Origin of the sequence: Agrobacterium burrii (assembly GCF_017313405.1) — a bacterium.
GTDB lineage: Bacteria > Pseudomonadota > Alphaproteobacteria > Rhizobiales > Rhizobiaceae > Agrobacterium > Agrobacterium burrii.
The window spans coordinates 17,133-35,653 of the sequence record NZ_JAFLNA010000015.1; the positions used below are offsets into that span (position 1 = coordinate 17,133).

At 60.3% G+C, this 18,521-nt stretch carries 16 protein-coding genes; 12 read left to right on the top strand and 4 right to left on the bottom strand.

What is annotated here, in order from left to right; genetic code table 11:
- Nucleotides 1–86: 86 nt before the first annotated feature.
- The 6 genes from JZX89_RS23110 to JZX89_RS23135 all read left to right on the top strand — a co-directional run bounded on the left by JZX89_RS23110 (nt 87) and on the right by JZX89_RS23135 (nt 7,998).
- The gene (locus JZX89_RS23110) at nt 87–1,358 is read left to right on the top strand and encodes an ABC transporter substrate-binding protein (protein WP_207135436.1); all 1,272 of its coding nucleotides are present in this window, start codon (nt 87–89) and stop codon (nt 1,356–1,358) included.
- Between the two features lie 259 nt (nt 1,359–1,617).
- Nucleotides 1,618–2,478 (top strand): carbohydrate ABC transporter permease, encoded by an 861-nt coding sequence (locus tag JZX89_RS23115; RefSeq protein WP_149901465.1) that lies wholly within the window; start codon nt 1,618–1,620, stop codon nt 2,476–2,478.
- A complete protein-coding gene (locus JZX89_RS23120) occupies nt 2,475–3,311 on the top strand; it encodes a carbohydrate ABC transporter permease (RefSeq protein ID WP_153516691.1) in 837 nt (278 codons plus the stop codon). Before JZX89_RS23115 ends, JZX89_RS23120 begins: the two co-directional genes overlap by 4 nt.
- A gap of 11 nt (nt 3,312–3,322) precedes the next feature.
- Nucleotides 3,323–4,408 (top strand): ABC transporter ATP-binding protein, encoded by a 1,086-nt coding sequence (locus JZX89_RS23125; protein ID WP_207135437.1) that lies wholly within the window; start codon nt 3,323–3,325, stop codon nt 4,406–4,408.
- A gap of 38 nt (nt 4,409–4,446) precedes the next feature.
- The gene (locus tag JZX89_RS23130) at nt 4,447–6,450 is read left to right on the top strand and encodes an aldo/keto reductase (protein WP_207135438.1); all 2,004 of its coding nucleotides are present in this window, start codon (nt 4,447–4,449) and stop codon (nt 6,448–6,450) included.
- A 315-nt stretch (nt 6,451–6,765) separates the two neighbouring features.
- Nucleotides 6,766–7,998 carry a M24 family metallopeptidase gene (locus JZX89_RS23135; RefSeq protein ID WP_207135439.1) on the top strand — a complete coding sequence of 411 codons (1,233 nt, stop codon included), beginning with the start codon at nt 6,766–6,768 and terminating at the stop codon, nt 7,996–7,998.
- A gap of 7 nt (nt 7,999–8,005) precedes the next feature.
- Here JZX89_RS23135 and JZX89_RS23140 read toward each other — a convergent pair whose 3' ends face one another.
- The 3 genes from JZX89_RS23140 to JZX89_RS23150 all read right to left on the bottom strand — a co-directional run bounded on the left by JZX89_RS23140 (nt 8,006) and on the right by JZX89_RS23150 (nt 9,990).
- A complete protein-coding gene (locus JZX89_RS23140) occupies nt 8,006–8,323 on the bottom strand; it encodes a cupin domain-containing protein (protein WP_153516695.1) in 318 nt (105 codons plus the stop codon).
- 42 nt (nt 8,324–8,365) lie between these two features.
- The gene (locus tag JZX89_RS23145) at nt 8,366–9,103 is read right to left on the bottom strand and encodes a FadR/GntR family transcriptional regulator (RefSeq protein ID WP_149901459.1); all 738 of its coding nucleotides are present in this window, start codon (nt 9,101–9,103) and stop codon (nt 8,366–8,368) included.
- Nucleotides 9,104–9,192: 89 nt separating this feature from the next.
- Nucleotides 9,193–9,990: an NAD-dependent epimerase/dehydratase family protein gene (locus JZX89_RS23150; protein ID WP_207135440.1), complete on the bottom strand. Its 798-nt coding sequence runs from the start codon at nt 9,988–9,990 to the stop codon at nt 9,193–9,195.
- Between the two features lie 137 nt (nt 9,991–10,127).
- Here JZX89_RS23150 and kduI point away from each other — a divergent pair, with 137 nt between their 5' ends.
- The 6 genes from kduI to JZX89_RS23180 all read left to right on the top strand — a co-directional run bounded on the left by kduI (nt 10,128) and on the right by JZX89_RS23180 (nt 15,948).
- Complete coding sequence (gene kduI, locus JZX89_RS23155; RefSeq protein WP_207135441.1) at nt 10,128–10,952, top strand: 5-dehydro-4-deoxy-D-glucuronate isomerase; 825 nt, start codon at nt 10,128–10,130, stop codon at nt 10,950–10,952.
- Complete coding sequence (gene kduD, locus JZX89_RS23160; protein ID WP_207135442.1) at nt 10,949–11,692, top strand: 2-dehydro-3-deoxy-D-gluconate 5-dehydrogenase KduD; 744 nt, start codon at nt 10,949–10,951, stop codon at nt 11,690–11,692. Before kduI ends, kduD begins: the two co-directional genes overlap by 4 nt.
- A 114-nt stretch (nt 11,693–11,806) precedes the next feature.
- Nucleotides 11,807–12,718, top strand: coding sequence for a 5-dehydro-4-deoxyglucarate dehydratase (kdgD, locus tag JZX89_RS23165; RefSeq protein WP_149901492.1), 912 nt, complete (start codon nt 11,807–11,809; stop codon nt 12,716–12,718).
- Between the two features lie 24 nt (nt 12,719–12,742).
- Complete coding sequence (locus JZX89_RS23170) at nt 12,743–13,879, top strand: mandelate racemase/muconate lactonizing enzyme family protein (RefSeq protein ID WP_207135443.1); 1,137 nt, start codon at nt 12,743–12,745, stop codon at nt 13,877–13,879.
- Complete coding sequence (locus tag JZX89_RS23175) at nt 13,876–14,754, top strand: amidohydrolase family protein (RefSeq protein ID WP_207135444.1); 879 nt, start codon at nt 13,876–13,878, stop codon at nt 14,752–14,754. The genes JZX89_RS23170 and JZX89_RS23175 overlap by 4 nt, the downstream gene beginning before the upstream one ends.
- Nucleotides 14,755–14,853: 99 nt before the next feature.
- Nucleotides 14,854–15,948 (top strand): glycoside hydrolase family 88/105 protein, encoded by a 1,095-nt coding sequence (locus JZX89_RS23180; RefSeq protein ID WP_207135445.1) that lies wholly within the window; start codon nt 14,854–14,856, stop codon nt 15,946–15,948.
- A 60-nt stretch (nt 15,949–16,008) separates the two neighbouring features.
- Here the strand turns inward: JZX89_RS23180 and JZX89_RS23185 are convergent, their stop codons facing one another.
- Entirely contained in the window at nt 16,009–18,513 is a 2,505-nt protein-coding gene (locus JZX89_RS23185; RefSeq protein WP_246746785.1) for a TonB-dependent receptor, read from the bottom strand.
- Between the last annotated feature and the right edge of the window lie 8 nt (nt 18,514–18,521).

Below are 18,521 nucleotides of genomic sequence, written 5' to 3' on the forward strand. Positions count from 1 at the left end.
TTCCCTTTTTACGAGACAGATTTCCTGCCGCCGCTAATGTGCCCATGTTCGCTAAAGAACGGCAATTGAAAAAAGGGAGGTTTTCAATGTGCTTTAAATTTCTTGGCGCGTCTACGGCTCTGGTGCTCCTCGCAGCCCCGGCTTTCGCGCAAACAGAAACCGTCACCATCTGGAGCTGGAATGTCGCGGCTTCCGCGCTGAAATCCACGGTGGAAGGCTTCAACAAACAGAATCCTGACATCAAGATCGTCGTTGAAGACCTTGGAAACAATCAGGTTTTTGACAAGACGCTGGCAGCTTGTGCGGCCGGTGGCGATGGTCTTCCCGACATAGTCACCGTCGAGAATTTTGAGGCGGAGCTGTTCTGGAGCCGTTTTCCCGACTGTTTTGCCAATCTGACCGAGCTTGGCTACACGCCTGAGAAACAGGCGCTTTTTCCGGATTTCAAGCGCACGGAGCTGGAGGTTGACGGCACCGCCTACGCCGTTCCGTGGGACTCGGGTCCAGTGGCAGTGTTTTATCGCCGCGACTTCTATGAGAAGGCAGGTGTCGATCCGGCAACCATTAAAAGCTGGGATGATTTCATCGCCGCCGGCAAGAAGGTCATGGCCGCCAATCCCGGCACCGTCATGGCGCAGGCCGATTTCAACGGCGACAGCGAATGGTTCCGCATGATCGCCAATGAGCAGGGATGCGGTTACTTTTCGACCGATGGCGCAGGCATTACCATCAACAAGCCGGCCTGTGTCGCGACCCTTGAAAAGGTCAAGGAAATGAAGGATGCGGGCATCATCACGGCCGCGATCTGGGATGAGAAAATTCAGGCCAATACGGCCGGCAAGGCCGCAAGTCAGATGTATGGCGCCTGGTATGAAGGCACGGTTCGCTCCGGTTCTCCCGATCTATCCGGAAAATGGGGCGTGTATCTCATGCCGAGCCTGACGCCCGATGGTCCGCATGCGGCCAATCTCGGCGGCTCGTCACTGGCGATCAGCTCGACCTCCGAGCACAAGGAAGCGGCGTGGAAATATATCGATTACGCGCTCACCACCAATGAGGGGCAGGTGACGATGCTGAAATCCTTCGGCCTCGTTCCATCGCTGCTTTCCGCCATTGACGATCCTTTCGTCAAGGAAAAGCAGCCCTATTGGGGCGGGCAGGCGGTGTGGAGCGATATTCTGGCGACCCTGCCGAAGATCGTGCCGAGCCGTGGCACCGCGTTCCAGTCGGATGCGGATGCGATCTACAAGGCGACGCAGACGAAATATTTCGCAGGCGGGTATCCGGATGCGAAAGCGGCGCTGGATGATGCGGCCAAGCAGATTGAAACGGCCACGGGTTTGCCCGTCGCGGAATAAGCCGACGGTTTATGGGCCGAGCGGGTGCCACGAATTTCTTCTCCCCGAGGGGGAGAAGTCCGCGGCAGCGGGATGAGGGGGCAAGGGTGCGATTTGTCACTGGCGTTGCCCCCTCATCCGACCCTTCGGGCCACCTTCTCCCCCTCGGGGAGAAGAAACCTGCCGCACTGCCTTGCTATGGCCTCGCCCTGAAATGGGGCCAGCCTCTTCCAAGCTCTTTCCATTTATCCGGCTTATCATCCGGCATCTGGAGGTCGTCATGCCGTCTAGGAACAGGATCGCCTATGCGTTCCTCGCGCCCTATCTCCTGATTTTCGCCACCTTCTGGGTCTGGCCGATCATCAGCTCGTTCATGCTGTCGTTCCAGAATACGCGCATCAATCCGTGGCGGTTCGCACCCTCCATGAACTGGGGGCGGCTGGTTGCCGATCCGGCATTTTATAATGCACTCTACAATACGCTGATCATTCTGGTCATTCAGGTGCCCGTCATGATCGCGCTCGCCACCGTCATGGCGGTTCTCTTGAATTCGCCGCTCCTGAAGGTGCGGCCGCTTTACCGTTTCGCCTTCTTCGCGCCTGTGGTCGTCGGCGAAGTCGCCTATGCGGCAGTGTTCCGGCTGATGTTCAGCGCCGATTTCGGCATCATCAACAAGCTCATCACCTCTGTCGGCCTTTCACCCATTTCCTGGTTCGACAATGCCAATGCGGCCATGGCGCTGGTCATCATCGCCGTCACCTGGCGGTGGGCGGGGTATAACGCCATCATCATCCTCGCCGGGCTGCAATCCATCCCCGGCGATGTCTATGAGGCGGCGACGCTGGACAAGGTCAGCAAGCGCCAGCAGTTCTTTTACATCACGCTGCCGTTGCTTAAACCCATCATCCTCTTCTGCGTCGTCCTGTCGGTCATCGGCACCATGCAGCTTTTCGCAGAACCCTTCCTCATCACTAACAGGGGCGGGCCGGGCGGCGGCACGGAGACGCTGGGGCTGTTCCTGTACCGGCAGGGCTTCACCTCGCTCAATTTCGGTTATGCCTCGGCCATTGCCTACACCATGGCGGCGCTCGCCATCGCCATTTCCCTGCTTAATCTCTGGGTCGGGAGGGAGCCGAAATGAGATCGAAATCCAGAACGCTTTTCTGGCAGAAGATCGCGCTGCATGCGGCGCTGACGCCACTTGCCATCATCTGGCTGTTTCCGCTGTGGATGATGTTCGTGTTCTCGACCATGCCGGATTATGGCATTTTCAGCCCTGATATCGTGCTGGTGCCCTCCACCAACTTCATCGAGAACTTCCAGAACCTGCAGGCGGACACCAATTTCCTGCGGGCCATGTTCATCTCGATCACCGTTGCGGTCATCTATACCGTTCTTTCGGTGTTCCTGACGTCGATGGCGGGCTGGGCGCTGGCGCGGTATCGTTTTGCCGGTCGCGGGGTGGTGATCGCCATCATTCTCGGCACCATCACTCTGCCTTTCGCGGTCGTGGTCATTCCGCAATTCATCATGGTGGCGCGGGAGTTCAAACTCGCCAACACCTGGGTGGCGCTGATCGTGCCGCCGCTGTTCAACTCGCTCGGCGTTTTGTTCATGCGGCAATCCTTCTCGATGATGCCGACGGAGCTTTTCGATGCGGCACGGGTGGAAGGCGTCAAGGAATGGCAGATCTTCCTGCGCATCGCCTTGCCCTTGGCGCGGCCCACCATGGCGGCGCTCTCCATCATTCTCTTCCTGGCCTCGTGGAATAATTATCTCTGGCCGCTTCTCATCAATTCCCGCCCAGGAATGATGACCGCTCCCGTGGCGCTTGGCACCCTCATCGGGCTTACCAAAGTGTCATGGGGCGGCATCATGGCGGGGGCGGTGTTGCTCACCGCGCCCATCCTCGTGGTTTTCGTGGCTTTGCAGCGCCACTTCATCGCCGGCATTTCCGCCGGGGCAGTCAAGTAAGGGGAGGCCGCATGGCGGAACTTTCGCTCAGGAACGTGGTCAAGCGTTATGGCGCGCTGGAAGTCATCCACGGCGCCGATCTCGATATTGCCGATGGCGAGTTCGTCGTTTTCGTCGGCCCCTCCGGCTGTGGCAAATCCACGCTGCTGCGCATGATCGCCGGGCTGGAGGATATTTCGGACGGCGATATCAGCATCGGCGGCAGGACGGTCAACGATGCCGATCCGGCCGATCGCGGCATTGCCATGGTGTTCCAGTCCTATGCGCTTTATCCGCATATGACGGTGGCCGAAAACCTGTCCTTCGGCCTTAGAATGAACGGCAATCCGAAGGCCGATACGCAAAAGCGCGTCAGCCGCGCCGCCGACATCCTGCAGATCAACGAATTGATGCAGCGCCGGCCGAAGCAGCTTTCCGGCGGCCAGCGCCAGCGCGTCGCCATCGGCCGCGCCATCGTGCGCGAACCGCAGGTCTTCCTGTTCGATGAGCCCTTGTCGAACCTCGATGCGGAGCTGCGGGTGCAGATGCGCGTGGAAATCTCGCGCCTGCACAAGCAGCTCGGCACCACGATGATCTACGTGACCCACGACCAGACCGAGGCGATGACGCTGGCCGACAAGATCGTCGTGCTGCGGGCGGGCAATATCGAGCAGGTCGGCGCGCCGCTCGATCTCTATGACGATCCCGCCAATCGCTTCGTCGCCGGTTTCGTCGGTTCGCCGAAGATGAATTTTCTCGACGCCACCATCATCGGCGGCGGCGCGGAGAGCGCCACGCTGTCGCTCGACAGCGATCCCGCGGTGCGGCTGACCCTGCCGATAAGGGACCGTTTGAACGAAGGAAGCAAAGTCTCGCTCGGCATCCGGCCCGAACATTTTGCCGATGCGGGTGGGGGTGATGCCGATCTCACCGTGCATGTCGATGTCGCCGAACATCTCGGCAATACCAGCTATGTCTATGCCCGCACCGCAGGCGACGAGCAGCTTATCATCGAGCGGCCGGAATCGCGCGATGTCGGCAATCGCGACCGGCTGACGGTCGGCCTTTCCGCCCGCAAGGCCTTTCTTTTCGATAGCGACGGCACCCGCCTGCGCTGAACCCTTTCCCAAGCACCCACATCAAAGACGAGGATTTCATGACGACCGAACAACCGATCCGCTGGGGCATCATCGGCCCGGGCACCATCGCGAGAACCTTTGCTGACGGTATCGCCCATTCCCGCACCGGCCGGTTAGAGGCCATCGCCACCCGCAACCCGGACAAGCCCGGCCTTGCCGAGGCTTTCGCCGGTGCGCGCATCATTCATGGTTACGATGCGCTGCTTGCCGATCCCTATATCGATGCCGTCTATATCGCTACACCCCATACCGGCCATGCCGAATGGGCGATCAAGGCGATCCGCGCCGGCAAGAACGTGCTGGTGGAAAAGCCCATCGCCCTTTCCGCCTATGATGCCGACGCCATTTTCCACGAGGCGAAAAAGGCAGGCGTTTTCGCCGGTGAAGCCTATATGTATCGCCTTCACCCCCAGACGGCGAAGTTGGTCGAACTGGTGAATAGCCGTGCGGTGGGCGATGTCCGCATCATCCGCTCCAGCTTCGGTTTCAACATGGGCTCGTTCCGGGCCGATCACCGGCTTTTCGCCAATGAAATGGCAGGCGGCGGCATTCTCGATGTCGGCGGTTATCCGGTCTCCATGGTGCGGCTGATTGCCGGTGCAGTAGACGGAAAACTCTTCGCCGAACCGGAAAAGGTCGCAGGTGCGGCGCATCTCGGCCAGTCGGGTGTCGATGAATGGGCCTCCGCCGTGCTGAAATTTTCAAACGGCATCGTCGCCGAAGTCTCCTGCTCGATCATGGCGGGGCAGGACAATGTGTTGCGCATCATCGGTTCGGAAGGCCGCATCGAGGTCAAGGATTTCTGGTTCGCCGCCGGCCACAAGGGCGGCACCGGCCGGATCGATATCATCAGGGGCGACAAGGTCGAAACCATCGAGGTGCCGGAGGATCGCTGGCTTTATTCCTTCGAGGTCGATGCGGCGGGCGAGGCGATCCGTCAGGGCAAAAAGGAATTCGATGCACTCGGCATGGCCTGGGCCGACAGCCTCGGCAATCTGCGTGTCATGGACCAGTGGCGGGCTTCCGTCGGGCTGGAATACAGCGTCGAAAAGGCGACATCGCGCAGCGGAAATATTGCCGGTGGCAAGGTCGTTGCCGGAAATTCGGTTCCGAAGCGGCAGATACCGGGCCTTGCCAAACCGGCCTCCGTGGTCGCGCTCGGTTTCGAGTTCTTCCCCAGTTTCGCCTCCGCATCCCTGACGCTGGATGCCTTTTACGAGGCCGGCGGCAATCTTTTCGATACGGCCTATGTCTACGGCGCAGGCAGGACCGAAGCGATTTTCGGCGACTGGCACACCAGCCGCAATGTGCCGCGTGAGGAGATCGTGCTGATTGGCAAGGGCGCGCATTCGCCGCTCTGCTACCCGGATGTGATCGCGCGCCAGCTCGACCAGTCGTTGGAGCGACTGAAAACGGATTATGTCGATGCCTACTTCATGCATCGCGATAATCCCGACGTGCCGGTCGGTGAATTTGTCGACGCCATGGATGCCGAAGTCCGGCGTGGACGGATTCGCGGCATCTTCGGCGGCTCGAACTGGACGCGCGAGCGCATGGATGAAGCGGCGGTTTATGCGCAGAAGAATGGCAAACAGGCCCCCGGCGCGCTTTCCAACAATTTTTCGCTTGCCGAAATGCTCGATCCCATCTGGGCGGGCTGCGTTGCTGCATCTGATGACGAGTGGAAGACATGGCTGCAATCGCGCCAGATCCCCAACTTCGCATGGTCCAGTCAAGGGCGGGGGTTCTTCACCGACCGGGCAGGGCGCGACAAGCATGACGATGAGGAGATCGTCCGTGTCTGGTATTCCGACCGCAATTTCGTCCGCCGCGACCGGGCAATCGAGCTTGCGCAGAAGCTGGGCCGCCACCCGATCCACATCGCGCTCGCTTATGTCATCGCCCAGCCTTTCCCGGTCATTCCGCTGATCGGGCCGCGCACGATTGCGGAGCTGGAGGACAGCCTTTCGGCGCTGGATATTGCGCTGACGGATGAGCAGGTGAAGTGGCTGGAGGCTTGAAAGACAATGAGGCGGCGGGTTTCCCGCCGCCTCTGTTCGATAGGCAATACGGTGCCACGTGTTTCTTCTTCCCGCCGGGGAGAAGGTGGCCCGAAGGGTCGGATGAGGGGGCAAGCTCTCCGAATATCTCTACCCTTGCCCCCTCATCCCGCTGCCGCGGACTTCTCCCCGGCGGGGAGAAGAAACAAGTGGCATCCGCTCGCTCCCACTGACGATTCTCAGCGTGGAGATGTCATCTTCCACCTTCTTTCCTCTCCCGGTGACTGCTAAAGCCTAGGTTCAGAAACGCGTTGCCAAACAATCACCGGGGTTCCCATGACCGATATCAACCGAAGCCGTGCGCAGCAGCTGATGCGGGAGGCGGAGATTGAGGCGCTGGTGCTGTTCCAGCCCGAAGCCTTCCGTTATGCCGTCGGTGCTCCTGCCGGCGTGACCACGATGTGGGGCAAAGCGGGCTCAGCGATTGCGCTGGTGCCGGCCGATGCCGGGGCAGGGCTCGCCGCCGTCGTCAGCGATCATGCCGCCGCGCTCGTCGGGAAGGCCGCGCCTGATGTCGATCTGCGCTGCCATCGCATCTGGATCGATATGGTCGATCTTTCGGGTGTGGAAACCATCGCGCAGGTGGACGATGCCTATCGCCGTAACAATTCCGGTGGGCCGCGGCCAGAGACATTCGATCGTACCGCCTGTTTCGGCCTGCTCTCCGATCTGCTGCGGGAGCGTGGGCTGTCTGCGGCGCGCATTGGTGCGGATCTGGAATTCATGCCCGCCGCCGATTTTTCAGCGCTTCAGCAGGCGCTGCCCGACGTGAACTGGATTGATGGTTCGACGGTGCTGAAACGTCTGAGGGCGGTGAAGTCAGAACGCGAGATCAAACTTCTCAGGCAGGCGGCAGCCGCCGCCGAGGCAGGGCTGGTCGAGATGGCGGCCGCCGTCCGACCGGGAGCAGCCCTTGGTCAACTCTCCGCCGCCTGGAAATCCGGCGTGCAGGCATATGCTGCAAAATCCGGTTTTTCGCTGAGCGGGCATTGGGACTATATTTCCGTCGGTCCGGCCCTGTCAGATATGACGGCAGCGGTCACTCCGGGCGCGCTGATCAAGGCCGATGTCGGCACGCTGGTAGACGGTTATTCCTCTGACGGTGCGCGGACTTTTTCGTGGGGGCCGGTCTCGGCTCTTGCTGCCGATATTTTCAAGGCGCTGGAAGCGGCTTTCGCCTGCGGGCTGGAAGCGCTCCGCCCCGGCAATAGCTTTGGCGCGGTGCACGCCGCCGTGCTGGCCTCGATGCGCAGGCAAGGTTTCGGCGAATATTATCGCGGTCATTTCGGCCATTCCGTCGGCGGTGACGTTGGTATCGAGGAATGGCCGTTCTTTTCCCATGACAATCCGGAAATCATTCTTCCCGGCATGGTGGTTGCGCTCGAAGCGCCTTTTTACGGCGAAGGGATGGGCGCACTGATGATCGAGGACCAGTTCCTCGTCACATCATCAGGTGCGGAGTGCATGAACAGCCTGCCACGCACTCTCAGGGATTTATCCGGGGACTGACGCCGGTTTAGAGAAAGTCGTCGCGGCGCGGGGTGAAGCAATCGATCAGCTCACCCTCTTCCAGACACAGGCAGCCGTGTTCGACATGGCCGGGAATGATCAGGCTGTCGCCCTTTTGCAGATCATAAGCTTCGCCATCGCGGTAAAAGCGGAAGCTGCCGCTGGCGACGTAGGTGGACTGCACATGCGGATGGCTGTGCAGCTTGCCTTCCGCGCCGGTCTTGAAACGGAAGGACACAACCATCAGCTCTGGCGCTTCGGAAAGCACGGTGCGCTCCACGCCGTCATCGGGTGAAACGGTGGGGAATTTGGGAAGCTGCTGCATGTCGTTCTCCTTGGTCTTTTAATGCGGTTGAGGCCGGCCGTCTCAGCGCGGCGCGCGCAGCATGGCGCGATAACGCGTCTGGCTGCTTTTCAGGTGGTTGCGCATGGCGCTTCGCGCCGCATCCTCGTTGCCATCCTGTATGGCGATCAGGATGGCCTCGTGCTCGCCGACGAGACGGCTGAGATCGGCGGGGGAAAGCACGGTTTCCGAGCCGTTTTCGGCCACGGCGCGGCGCGGAATGACGGTTGAGCCGAGCACCTGCAGGAACTCGCTGAAGCGCGGATTGTTGGTCGCTTCGGCCACGGCAAGATGAAAGGCGAAATCGGCTTCGGCCGTGGGAATTCCCTTTGCGGCGCTGGCGCGGAAGGCATCGAAGGCCTCGATGATCTTTTCCTCCTGCGCCGGAGAGCGGCGAATGGCGGCAAGGGCAGCGGCATCGCCTTCCACGGCGGTGCGCAGTTCCAGCATTTCGATCAGCGAGGAAACCCGGGCGAGATCGACATTGTGAAAGGGGCGTCGCTCCACGGGTGCGGGCTCCAGCACGAAGACGCCGGCGCCCTGACGCGGCTCGACCAGACCGTCGGAGCGCAGCGAGGCGATGGCCTCGCGCACCACTGTCCGGCTCACGCCGAATTCCTGCGTCAGCTGCGCTTCCGATGGCAGGCGCTCGCCCGTCTTGTAACGGCCCTTGGCGATCTGGCTGCGGAGTTCCTCCGAAACCTTCACCACAAGCGTCTTGGCTTGCGGAGCTGCCGGTTCGGAGGTTGTCGCTTTTGTCATCTGTGTCGCCGTTCTAAAAAGGGTGCGGGGTTGCTTCCGGATGTCCTCGATACGTTATTCGCGGCCCGGCTTGCAATCCCGCTGATCACTCAGCTCTGCTTGAAGATCGGGTTGTCGACAAACGTGCCGCCCTGAAACCGCACCAACGCATCCTTCGGGTCCGGCTTCGGAGTCGTCTCGGCTATATGCTGACGGAAGGCCTCGGCATTGTCCTTCGGTTTCCAGCCCAGGAAGCCGAGATGCGAATTGTCCCACCAGCCGGCCTCATTGGCCGACGCGCCCCAGACGATGGGGCAGCCGAGCACTGGTGCCCGAAACACCGCCTCGATCAGCGACACGAAATCATCGTAGGAAAACCAGGTGGACAGCATGCGGCAATTGACAGGCTCCGGGGTGCAGGAGCCGATGCGCACCAGCGCCGTCTCCTGCCCGAATTTATCGAAATACATGCGGGCGAGGTTCTCGCCAAAACATTTGGAGACGCCGTAAAGACCATCCGGCCGCACCGGAACATCGGGGCCAAGCCGCTCGGTTTGCGGGTAATAACCGATCGTATGGTTGGAACTGGCAAAGACGATCCGCGGCTGGCCATGGGCGCGGGCGGCCTCATAGAGATTATAAAGCCCGATGATATTGCCCTGAAGGATCTGCTCGAAGGGTTTCTCCACCGATATGCCGCCCAGATGAACGATGCCGTCGCAACCGGCAACCATGGCATCCACGGCATCCGCATCCGCAAGGTCGCATTGCACACATTCCTCGTTCGGACCGGCCGCATCGAGCGGGGAGAGATCGGCAAGACGCAATATCTCGGCCATCGGCGCCAGACGTTCACGCATGACGCGGCCAAGCTGACCCGCCGCACCGGTAACAAGAAGCCGTTTCATTGCCATTCTCCCTCAGCTTTGCCCGTCTGCGACGTGGTCGAGATATGGCGTGCCTCTTGACCTTGTCATACAGATCGTACAAAAAGCGGATAACATATATTATGTGCCATACGCAACAATCATGAAGGATGAGTTTGATGTTGACCGTCGAAACAAGGCAGGCCGTGAACCCGGAATATGCAAAAACGCTGGATACCGAAGGGCTCCGCCGGCATTTCCTCGCCAACGACATGTTCCGTTCCGGTGAAATCAGGCTGATCTATACCCATTACGACCGGTTCGTGATGGGTGGCGCGGTGCCTGATGGTGCGCCGCTGACGCTGGACAAGGTGGAAGAGACCAAGACGCCGTCCTTCCTCGACCGGCGCGAAATGGGCATTGTCAATATCGGCGAGACCGGCACGGTCAGCGCCGGCGGTGAGACCTACACGCTCAATCGCGGCGATGTACTTTATCTCGGCGCGGGCAGCGGTGCTGTCACTTTTGATGGCGCTGGCCGCTTCTACATCACCTCCTGCCCGGCGCATCGCAGCCTGCCGGCCAAGCTGGTTACCCTTGCCAACAGCAAGGAAGTCAAGCTGGGCGCGACGGAGACCTCCAACAAGCGCACCATCAACCAGTTCATCCATCCGCTCGTTATGGAAAGCTGCCAGCTGGTGCTGGGTTATACCATGCTGGAGGACGGTTCCGTCTGGAACACGATTCCCTCGCACATTCATGACCGCCGCATGGAGGCCTATCTCTATTTCGGCATGGATGAAAAGTCGCGCGTGCTGCATCTGATGGGTGAGCCGCAGGAGACCCGCCATCTGTTCATTTCCAATGAAGAAGGCGCGCTTTCGCCGCCCTGGTCGATCCATTCCGGTGCCGGCATCGGCTCTTACACCTTCATCTGGGCGATGGCTGGCGACAATGTCGATTATACCGACATGGACTTCATCCAGCCGGGGGATCTGAAATGAGAAACCCCTTTTCGCTTGAAGGGCGCAAGGCGCTCGTCACGGGCGCAAATACCGGTCTTGGCCAGGCGATTGCGGTGGGTCTTGCCGCTGCCGGCGCGGAGGTTGTCTGCGCCGCCCGCCGTGCGCCGGATGAAACGCTTGATATCATCGCCAAGGATGGCGGCAAGGCCAGCGCGCTGCTCATCGATTTTGCCGATCCGCTGGCGGCGAAGGACAGTTTTGCTGACGCCGGTTTCGATATCCTCGTCAACAATGCCGGCATCATCCGCCGTGCCGATTCCGTCGAGTTCTCCGAACTCGACTGGGATGAGGTGATGGACGTCAATCTCAAGGCGCTGTTTTTCACCACGCAGGCTTTCGCAAAAGAGCTGCTGGCCAAAGGCCGCTCCGGCAAGGTGGTTAATATCGCCTCGCTTCTGTCGTTTCAGGGCGGCATTCGCGTGCCGTCGTACACGGCGGCGAAACATGGCGTGGCCGGTCTCACCAAGCTTCTGGCCAATGAGTGGGCGGCAAAGGGCATCAATGTGAATGCCATCGCACCCGGCTATATCGAAACCAACAATACCGAGGCGCTGCGCGCGGATGTGGCCCGCAACAAGGCCATTCTGGAGCGCATTCCGGCTGGTCGCTGGGGGCATTCGCAAGATATCGCTGGAGCTGCGGTGTTTCTGGCGTCGCCAGCGGCGGATTACGTGCATGGCGCCATCCTCAATGTCGATGGCGGATGGCTGGCGCGCTGATCTGTGACAGATTTTCCAAATTCATCATACAAGATGTATGATGAGTTGTTGACAAAGATGCGGCAAGCAGCTTAGGTGGCTTTCAGTCAGTGAACTTGCAGAGGAATTTCGATGATGAATCCCGAACAAATCAAGACGGCGCTCGGCTCCGGTCTGTTGTCCTTCCCGGTCACCCATTTCGATGCCGAGGGTCGTTTTGCAGCCGATAGCTACAGGGCGCATGTCGAATGGCTCGCCGGTTACAAAGCGCCGGTGCTGTTTGCCGCCGGCGGTACGGGCGAGTTCTTCTCGCTGAAGCCGGATGAAATCCCCACCATCGTTGCCGCCGCCAAGGAAGTGGCCGGCGAAACCGCCATCGTTTCCGGCTGCGGTTACGGCACCGAAATTGCCGTCGATATCGCCCGCTCGGTCGAAAAGGTAGGTGCCGATGGCATTCTGCTTCTGCCGCATTACCTCATCGATGCGCCGCAGGAAGGTCTTTACGCCCATATCAAGAAGGTGTGTCAGTCGGTCGGCATCGGCGTCATGGTGTATAACCGCGACAACTCCGTGTTGCAGGCCGATACGCTGGCGCGTCTTTGCGACGAGTGCCCGAACCTTGTCGGTTTCAAGGATGGCACCGGCGATATCGGTCTCGTTCGCCAGATCACCGCCAAGATGGGCGACCGCCTGATGTATCTCGGCGGCATGCCGACGGCGGAACTGTTTGCCGAAGCCTATCTCGGCGCCGGTTTCACCACCTATTCCTCGGCCGTCTTCAACTTCGTACCCGGCCTTGCCAACGAGTTCTATGCGGCGCTGCGTGCCGGAGAGCGCGCCACATGCGAGCGCATTCTCGTAGATTTCTTCTATCCGTTCATGGCCATTCGCAACCGCGCCAAGGGTTATGCCGTCTCCGCCGTCAAGGCCGGTGTGCGCCTGCAGGGCTTCAACGCCGGGCCGGTGCGTGCGCCGCTGAAGGACCTGACCAATGAGGAAATCGGCATGCTCGAAGCCCTGATCGGCACGCACAAGCGTAAAGCCTGATCACGGCATAACGGGAGGGGAGCCATGAAAATCACTGCGGTGCGCACGCATCTGCTCGAACACCGGCTGGACACGCCGTTTGAAAGCGCTTCCATGCGCTTTGATCGCCGCGCCCATATTCTGGTGGAGATCGAATGTGATGACGGAACGGTCGGCTGGGGCGAATGCCTCGGCCCGGCCAGACCGAACGCCGCCGTGGTTCAGGCTTACGCGGGCTGGCTTATCGGCCAGGACCCGCGCCAGACCGAAAAGCTCTGGGCCATGCTTTATAATGCCCTTCGCGATCAGGGCCAGCGCGGCCTCAGCCTCACGGCGCTTTCCGGCATCGATATCGCGCTGTGGGATATCAAGGGCAAACATTACGGCGCTTCCATCTCCATGCTGCTTGGCGGGCGCTGGCGCGAAAGCGTACGCGCCTATGCCACCGGCAGCTTCAAGCGTGATGGCGTCGACCGTGTGTCCGACAATGCCTCGGAGATGGCGGAGCGCCGGGCGGAAGGCTTTCACGCCTGCAAGATCAAGATCGGTTTCGGCATCGAAGAAGACCTCCGGGTCATCGCCGCCGTGCGCGAGGCGATCGGGCCGGATATGCGCCTGATGATCGACGCCAATCACGGTTATACCATCACCGAAGCCATCACGCTCGGCAACCGCGCTGCCGACTATGGCATCGACTGGTTCGAGGAGCCGGTGGTTCCCGAACAGCTGGATGCCTATGCCCGCGTGCGGGCCGGCCAGCCGATCCCGGTTGCGGGCGGTGAGACCTGGCACGGGCGTTATGGCATGTGGCAGGCGCTGTCTGCCGGTGCCGTGGATATTCTCCAGCCCGATCTCTGCGGCTGCGGTGGTTTTTCCGAAACGCAGAAGATCGCCACGCTTGCCACGTTACATGGCGTGCGCATCGTGCCGCATGTCTGGGGCACGGGTGTGCAGATCGCCGCCGCGTTGCAATTCATGGCGGCGATGACGCCCGATCCGGTTCGCGTCAATCCGATAGAGCCGATCATGGAATTCGACCGCACCTACAATCCGTTCCGGCAGGCGGTTCTGAGCAAGCCGATCGAGGCGGTCAACGGCGTTGTCGCCATTCCCGATGGTCCGGGTCTTGGCATCGAAATCAACCGTGATGCCCTTACCGAATTCAGGATGCCGGACGCATGAGTGAGCTTGAACGCCAGTTGACGGGGGACGCGCCGAACCCTGCTTTTCCGAGGGGTGCCGTCGATACGCAGATGCATCTTTATCTGCCCGGCTACCCCGCCTTGCCGGGCGGGCCGGGCCTGCCGCCGGGCTCGCTTCCCGGTCCCGCCGACTACCGAAAGCTGATGCAATGGCTCGGCATCGACCGGGTCATCATCACCCAGGGCAATGCCCACCAGCGCGACAATGCCAATACGCTTGCCTGCGTTGCTGAGATCGGCGAAGCGGCCCGCGCGGTTGTCATCATCGATGCGAGTACGACCGAAAAGGACATGGAAAGCCTCACCGCTGCCGGTACCGTCGGTGCACGTATCATGGACCTGCCGGGTGGTGCCGTGAACCTGTCCGAACTGAAAGTGGTGGATGAGCGGGCGCACGCCGCCGACTGGATGGTGGCGGTGCAGTTTGATGGCAATACGCTGCTTGATCACCTGCCGCGCCTTGAAAAAATCCGCTCGCGCTGGGTGTTCGATCACCACGGCAAGTTCTTCAAGGGCATCAAAACCGATGGCTCGGAAATGGCGGCACTTCTAAAACTCATCGACCGCGGCAATCTCTGGTTCAAGTTTGCCGGCGTCTATGAAAGCGCGCGCGACAGCTGGCCTTATGAAGACGTTGCCGCCTTTTCGCGGGTGATTGCGGCCCATGCGCCGGAACGCATCGTCTGGGGCACCAACTGGCCGCATAATTCCATCAGGGAGACTTCAGCCTATCCCGATGATGCCCGTCTTGCGGAACTGGTTCTCGGCTGGTTGCCGGATGACGCTGCGCGCCAACGTGCTTTGGTGGATAATCCTGAGGCGTTGTTCAAGTTGCCACCGTCAGCTGCGGCATAATTTCCGTCGAGACGATGGGACAAGGCAAACCCATCATCCCTGACTGAAGGGTCTTGGAAAGTCGGGCTGGCAGGCGTTGTAATTTTGTTGAGAAAACTCATGAAAGCCACTGATTATTTTGATCAATTCTCAAAACGATACCGGCACTACAAGGGTGGCAGCTGGTGTTATGAGGATGGATGTATCTATCGGGGGCTGCAGCTTCTGTTTCAGGCAAGCGGAGACCGACGCTGGAGCGATCATCTTCATCGTCTGATCGATGTGCAGATATCGGCCGATGGAACGCTCGCCGGTTACAAGCCGGAAGAATATAATATCGATCATGTTCTCGCCGGTCGCGTCCTCTTTCCGCTGGCGGCGGAAACGGGTGAGGCGCGTTATCTGGCTGCCGCAGAACATCTGGCAGGCCAGCTCCACAGCCATCCGCGCATCAAGGCGGGCAATTATTGGCACAAGAAGCGTTACCCGCATCAGGTCTGGCTGGATGGGCTTTATATGGGGCTGCCTTTCCAGATCGAATATGCGCAGGCGACAGGTCAGCCTGAACTGATCGATGATGCACTTCGACAATTCGCAACCGCGCTTGCACTGACGGCGGATGCCGGCGGGCTTTATGTCCATGGCTATGATGAAAGCCGCGACCAGCGCTGGGCCGATCCCGCAAGCGGCAAATCACCGGCCATCTGGGCGCGTGCGGTGGGCTGGCTTGCCATAGCGCTGGTGGATGCGCTGGTCATCCTGCCGGATGATGACAGGACGGCGGAGCTTCGGGAAAAGACGCGTCTGCTTCTGGCCGGACTTGTTGCGCGGCAGACGCGAAACGGTTTGTGGATGCAGGTGCTCGATAATCCGGCCCTTGCCGGCAATTACGAGGAAACCTCCGCCTCGGCAATGTTCGCCTATGCCTTGCTGCGGGCGAGCCGGCTGCGGCTTTTATCAGGTAAAGAGGCGGATGTTGCCCGCGCGGCTGGCCGTCGGGCGCTTGATGCATTGCTGGAAACGCGGCTCAAGGCCGACGAAGAGGGTGTCGTCCGCCTTACCGGCATCGTCCATGTTGCCGGCCTTGGCGGCTTCGAGGGCAATTATCGCGATGGCTCCCCGGACTATTACCTGACCGAGCCGGTTGTCTCCGATGACGCCAAAGGCGTCGGGCCGCTGATGATGGCCTATGCCGAAAGTCTTCAACTAAAGTGATCAACGGGTGAGGGGGCGGAAACGGTTTCCGCCCTCTTGGTTTTCAGCTTGCTACACCGCTTAGAATCTGCGGCTGATCGACAGCTTGAAATTGCGGCCCGGCTGGGCGGCGATACCATCGCTGAGATAGGGGAAGTAATATTTGTCGAACAGGTTTTCGACTGCTGCATGCACTTCCAGCCCGGCCATCATACCCTCCTTCGGTGTCCAGTCGAGAGCGATGCCGTGCACGGCGTAACCAAGGCTTTCCGGCCGTGCGTAGAAGTATCCGGTACCCTGATTGACCGGTGTGCGCTCCTGATGGGCGACGAACTGGCCGTTCCAGCTCAGCGCCAGATCCCAGTCCGGCAACTTGTAACCCAGTTGAAGGTTGGCGGTCAGCGGCGACAGGTCGTTCATATAGGTATCGGGACCATAGACGTCGTTGATCGCGCCGTTGCGGGAACCGTTCATCCAGGAAAGCCCGAGATTTCCGAAGACGTAGTCGGAATCATAACTCGCCGAGACATCGAGGCCGTAAATCTTGTAGGACGGTGTGTTCCAGTAGAAGGGCACATTCTTGACGCGGGCAAGGTTGGCGCTGCCGAACCGCCGGGTGATGGGATTGGTGACATTGTTGTAAAAGCCGCCGATCGAGGCCGTCAGGCTGTCGCCGTTCTGGAACACGTCATCGAAACGCTGGGAAACACCCAGATTGAAGTTGTTGTTGCGCTCGACCTTCAGGTTACGCGAGGTTCCCGATGCCGTGGTTGCCAGGCTCTGGCTTGAATAGAGTTCGTCAATGACGGGCGCGCGCATGGCATAGGCCCAGTCGGCAAAGAAGGTGGTGCCGGGCAACGCTTCCCAGCGCATGCTGAGAGCCGGCGTCGCGCCGCTGTGGGACACGGCAGAATAATCGTGACCGGCGGCGGGTGTGTTGTAACGCGGCGCGGCATTGGGCACGCCTTGCGAGCGGATATAGTCGAACCTGATGCCCGGCGTCACCTTGAACGTGTCGGTCAGGCTGATCTCGTCACGAAAGAAGGCGGCGATGGTTTCCTGCTTGCCTTCCGGTTTGATCCATGAGGCATAACGGCCGTAATTATATTGGGCGCTGGTGCGGTTGGCGATGTCGTACATCCACGAGTCCCGCTCATGGCGCATATATTGCACGCCATAATTGGCGACGTGGGACACGCCGCCGAGCTCGAAATTGGACGTGTTTTCCGCCTCCAGCTTGAAGTCGGTATATTTCGTGTCGTCCTGCATGCCGCCGAGCGAGCCTGTCGGAACGAAACCCGGAATGGCCGGACGGGTCATGTCGAGGCTGGTGGCCGAAAAGCTCGCCATCGCCTTGAAATTCACGAGGTCGCTGTCACCGTCATAGGAATATTTCAGCGTTGAGGAAAAATCCTCCATGTCGCGCCAAGCCAGTGCCCTGAGCCGTGCCAGGTCATAACCATAGGTCTTGATGGAATAGGCCGTCAGACCGAGATCACCGCGATTGGCGGCAAGCGGGCCGTAATCGCCAGATTTGCCGTAGATGACCGAAGCGCGCAGCTCGTGGCCGTCATAGGCGGCACCGGCATTGGCGGAGAAAGAGGTGATCTTATCGTTGGACGCGTCATAGACCTGACCGCCGCCGACGCGCATATTGTCGCTCTTGCGCCAGATGATCGAGGCAAGCCCGTCATAGGTCACGGGGCCGCCGAAATCGGATTTGCCATAGATTGCCGCCGATCCGAGCCTCTGCTTGTTGGCCGACTGGAAGCTGGCCTTGCCCCATGCGCCGAAGCTCTGGCCCGGTTTCAGCATGTCGGAAGCCGTCTTGCTTTCCATGATGACAGTGCCGCCGAAGCCGCCATTGCCATAACGGACGGATGTCGCGCCTTTCTGGATTTCCACACGCTTGAGCAGTTCCGGATCGATGAAGACGGTACCCTGATCGTAACGCTCGAAATTCTTCGGTGCGCCATCCAGCAGCAGCCGCACGTCGGATTGGCGGGCAAAGCCGCGAATGGAGGTGGATTGCCCTTGCGAGCGCACACCGCCGCTGGAGCTGACGCCCGGGGTTTTCTGAAGAAGTTGCGGCAGGGAGTTGGATTGCGCGGCCTCGATGGCGGCCTGATCGATCTCGACCACGCTTGGGGCGTCGCCGTTGAAGACGCGTCCGCCCTTGAGCGTAATCGGCTGGAGCACGGTGCTTTCACCACCTTCGGAGGCGGTGGCGGAACGGTTGGCCATTTCCATGCGGACGGTTTTTTCGCCGATGAACTGGTAACGAATGCCGGTTCCCGAAAGCAGCCGCTCCAGCGCCTCGGCCGGCGTCATGGTTCCCGATACGGAAGCGCTTTTCAGACCTTTGGCGACAGAGGCGTCATAGACCATCTGCAGGCCGGACTGGCTGGCGAGACGATTGAGCGCGGTCGCCATGTTGCCGGCGGGCAGGTTGATCGCCACCTTCTGGGTTTGCTGCGCCGAGACCTGCGCGGGAATAGCCGCCACGGCGGCACTGGCAAGCAAAAGGGAAAATAACGATGCGCGGGCGCGTGTCCCGTGGCGAAAAGCGGGTTCTGGTCTGGTCATTTCGGGCA

Excerpts from the sequence above, each read along its gene's own strand:
- JZX89_RS23170 (WP_207135443.1), top strand. The coding sequence starts at position 12,743 with ATGAAAATCACTGCGGTGCGCACGCATCTGCTCGAACACCGGCTGGAC.
- JZX89_RS23180 (WP_207135445.1), top strand. The coding sequence starts at position 14,854 with ATGAAAGCCACTGATTATTTTGATCAATTCTCAAAACGATACCGGCAC.
- JZX89_RS23115 (WP_149901465.1), top strand. The coding sequence starts at position 1,618 with ATGCCGTCTAGGAACAGGATCGCCTATGCGTTCCTCGCGCCCTATCTC.
- JZX89_RS23185 (WP_246746785.1), bottom strand. The coding sequence starts at position 18,513 with ATGACCAGACCAGAACCCGCTTTTCGCCACGGGACACGCGCCCGCGCA.
- kdgD (WP_149901492.1), top strand. The coding sequence starts at position 11,807 with ATGAATCCCGAACAAATCAAGACGGCGCTCGGCTCCGGTCTGTTGTCC.
- JZX89_RS23130 (WP_207135438.1), top strand. The coding sequence starts at position 4,447 with ATGACGACCGAACAACCGATCCGCTGGGGCATCATCGGCCCGGGCACC.
- JZX89_RS23175 (WP_207135444.1), top strand. The coding sequence starts at position 13,876 with ATGAGTGAGCTTGAACGCCAGTTGACGGGGGACGCGCCGAACCCTGCT.
- JZX89_RS23140 (WP_153516695.1), bottom strand. The coding sequence starts at position 8,323 with ATGCAGCAGCTTCCCAAATTCCCCACCGTTTCACCCGATGACGGCGTG.
- JZX89_RS23110 (WP_207135436.1), top strand. The coding sequence starts at position 87 with ATGTGCTTTAAATTTCTTGGCGCGTCTACGGCTCTGGTGCTCCTCGCA.
- JZX89_RS23125 (WP_207135437.1), top strand. The coding sequence starts at position 3,323 with ATGGCGGAACTTTCGCTCAGGAACGTGGTCAAGCGTTATGGCGCGCTG.
- JZX89_RS23120 (WP_153516691.1), top strand. The coding sequence starts at position 2,475 with ATGAGATCGAAATCCAGAACGCTTTTCTGGCAGAAGATCGCGCTGCAT.
- JZX89_RS23145 (WP_149901459.1), bottom strand. The coding sequence starts at position 9,103 with ATGACAAAAGCGACAACCTCCGAACCGGCAGCTCCGCAAGCCAAGACG.
- kduD (WP_207135442.1), top strand. The coding sequence starts at position 10,949 with ATGAGAAACCCCTTTTCGCTTGAAGGGCGCAAGGCGCTCGTCACGGGC.
- JZX89_RS23150 (WP_207135440.1), bottom strand. The coding sequence starts at position 9,990 with ATGAAACGGCTTCTTGTTACCGGTGCGGCGGGTCAGCTTGGCCGCGTC.
- kduI (WP_207135441.1), top strand. The coding sequence starts at position 10,128 with ATGTTGACCGTCGAAACAAGGCAGGCCGTGAACCCGGAATATGCAAAA.
- JZX89_RS23135 (WP_207135439.1), top strand. The coding sequence starts at position 6,766 with ATGACCGATATCAACCGAAGCCGTGCGCAGCAGCTGATGCGGGAGGCG.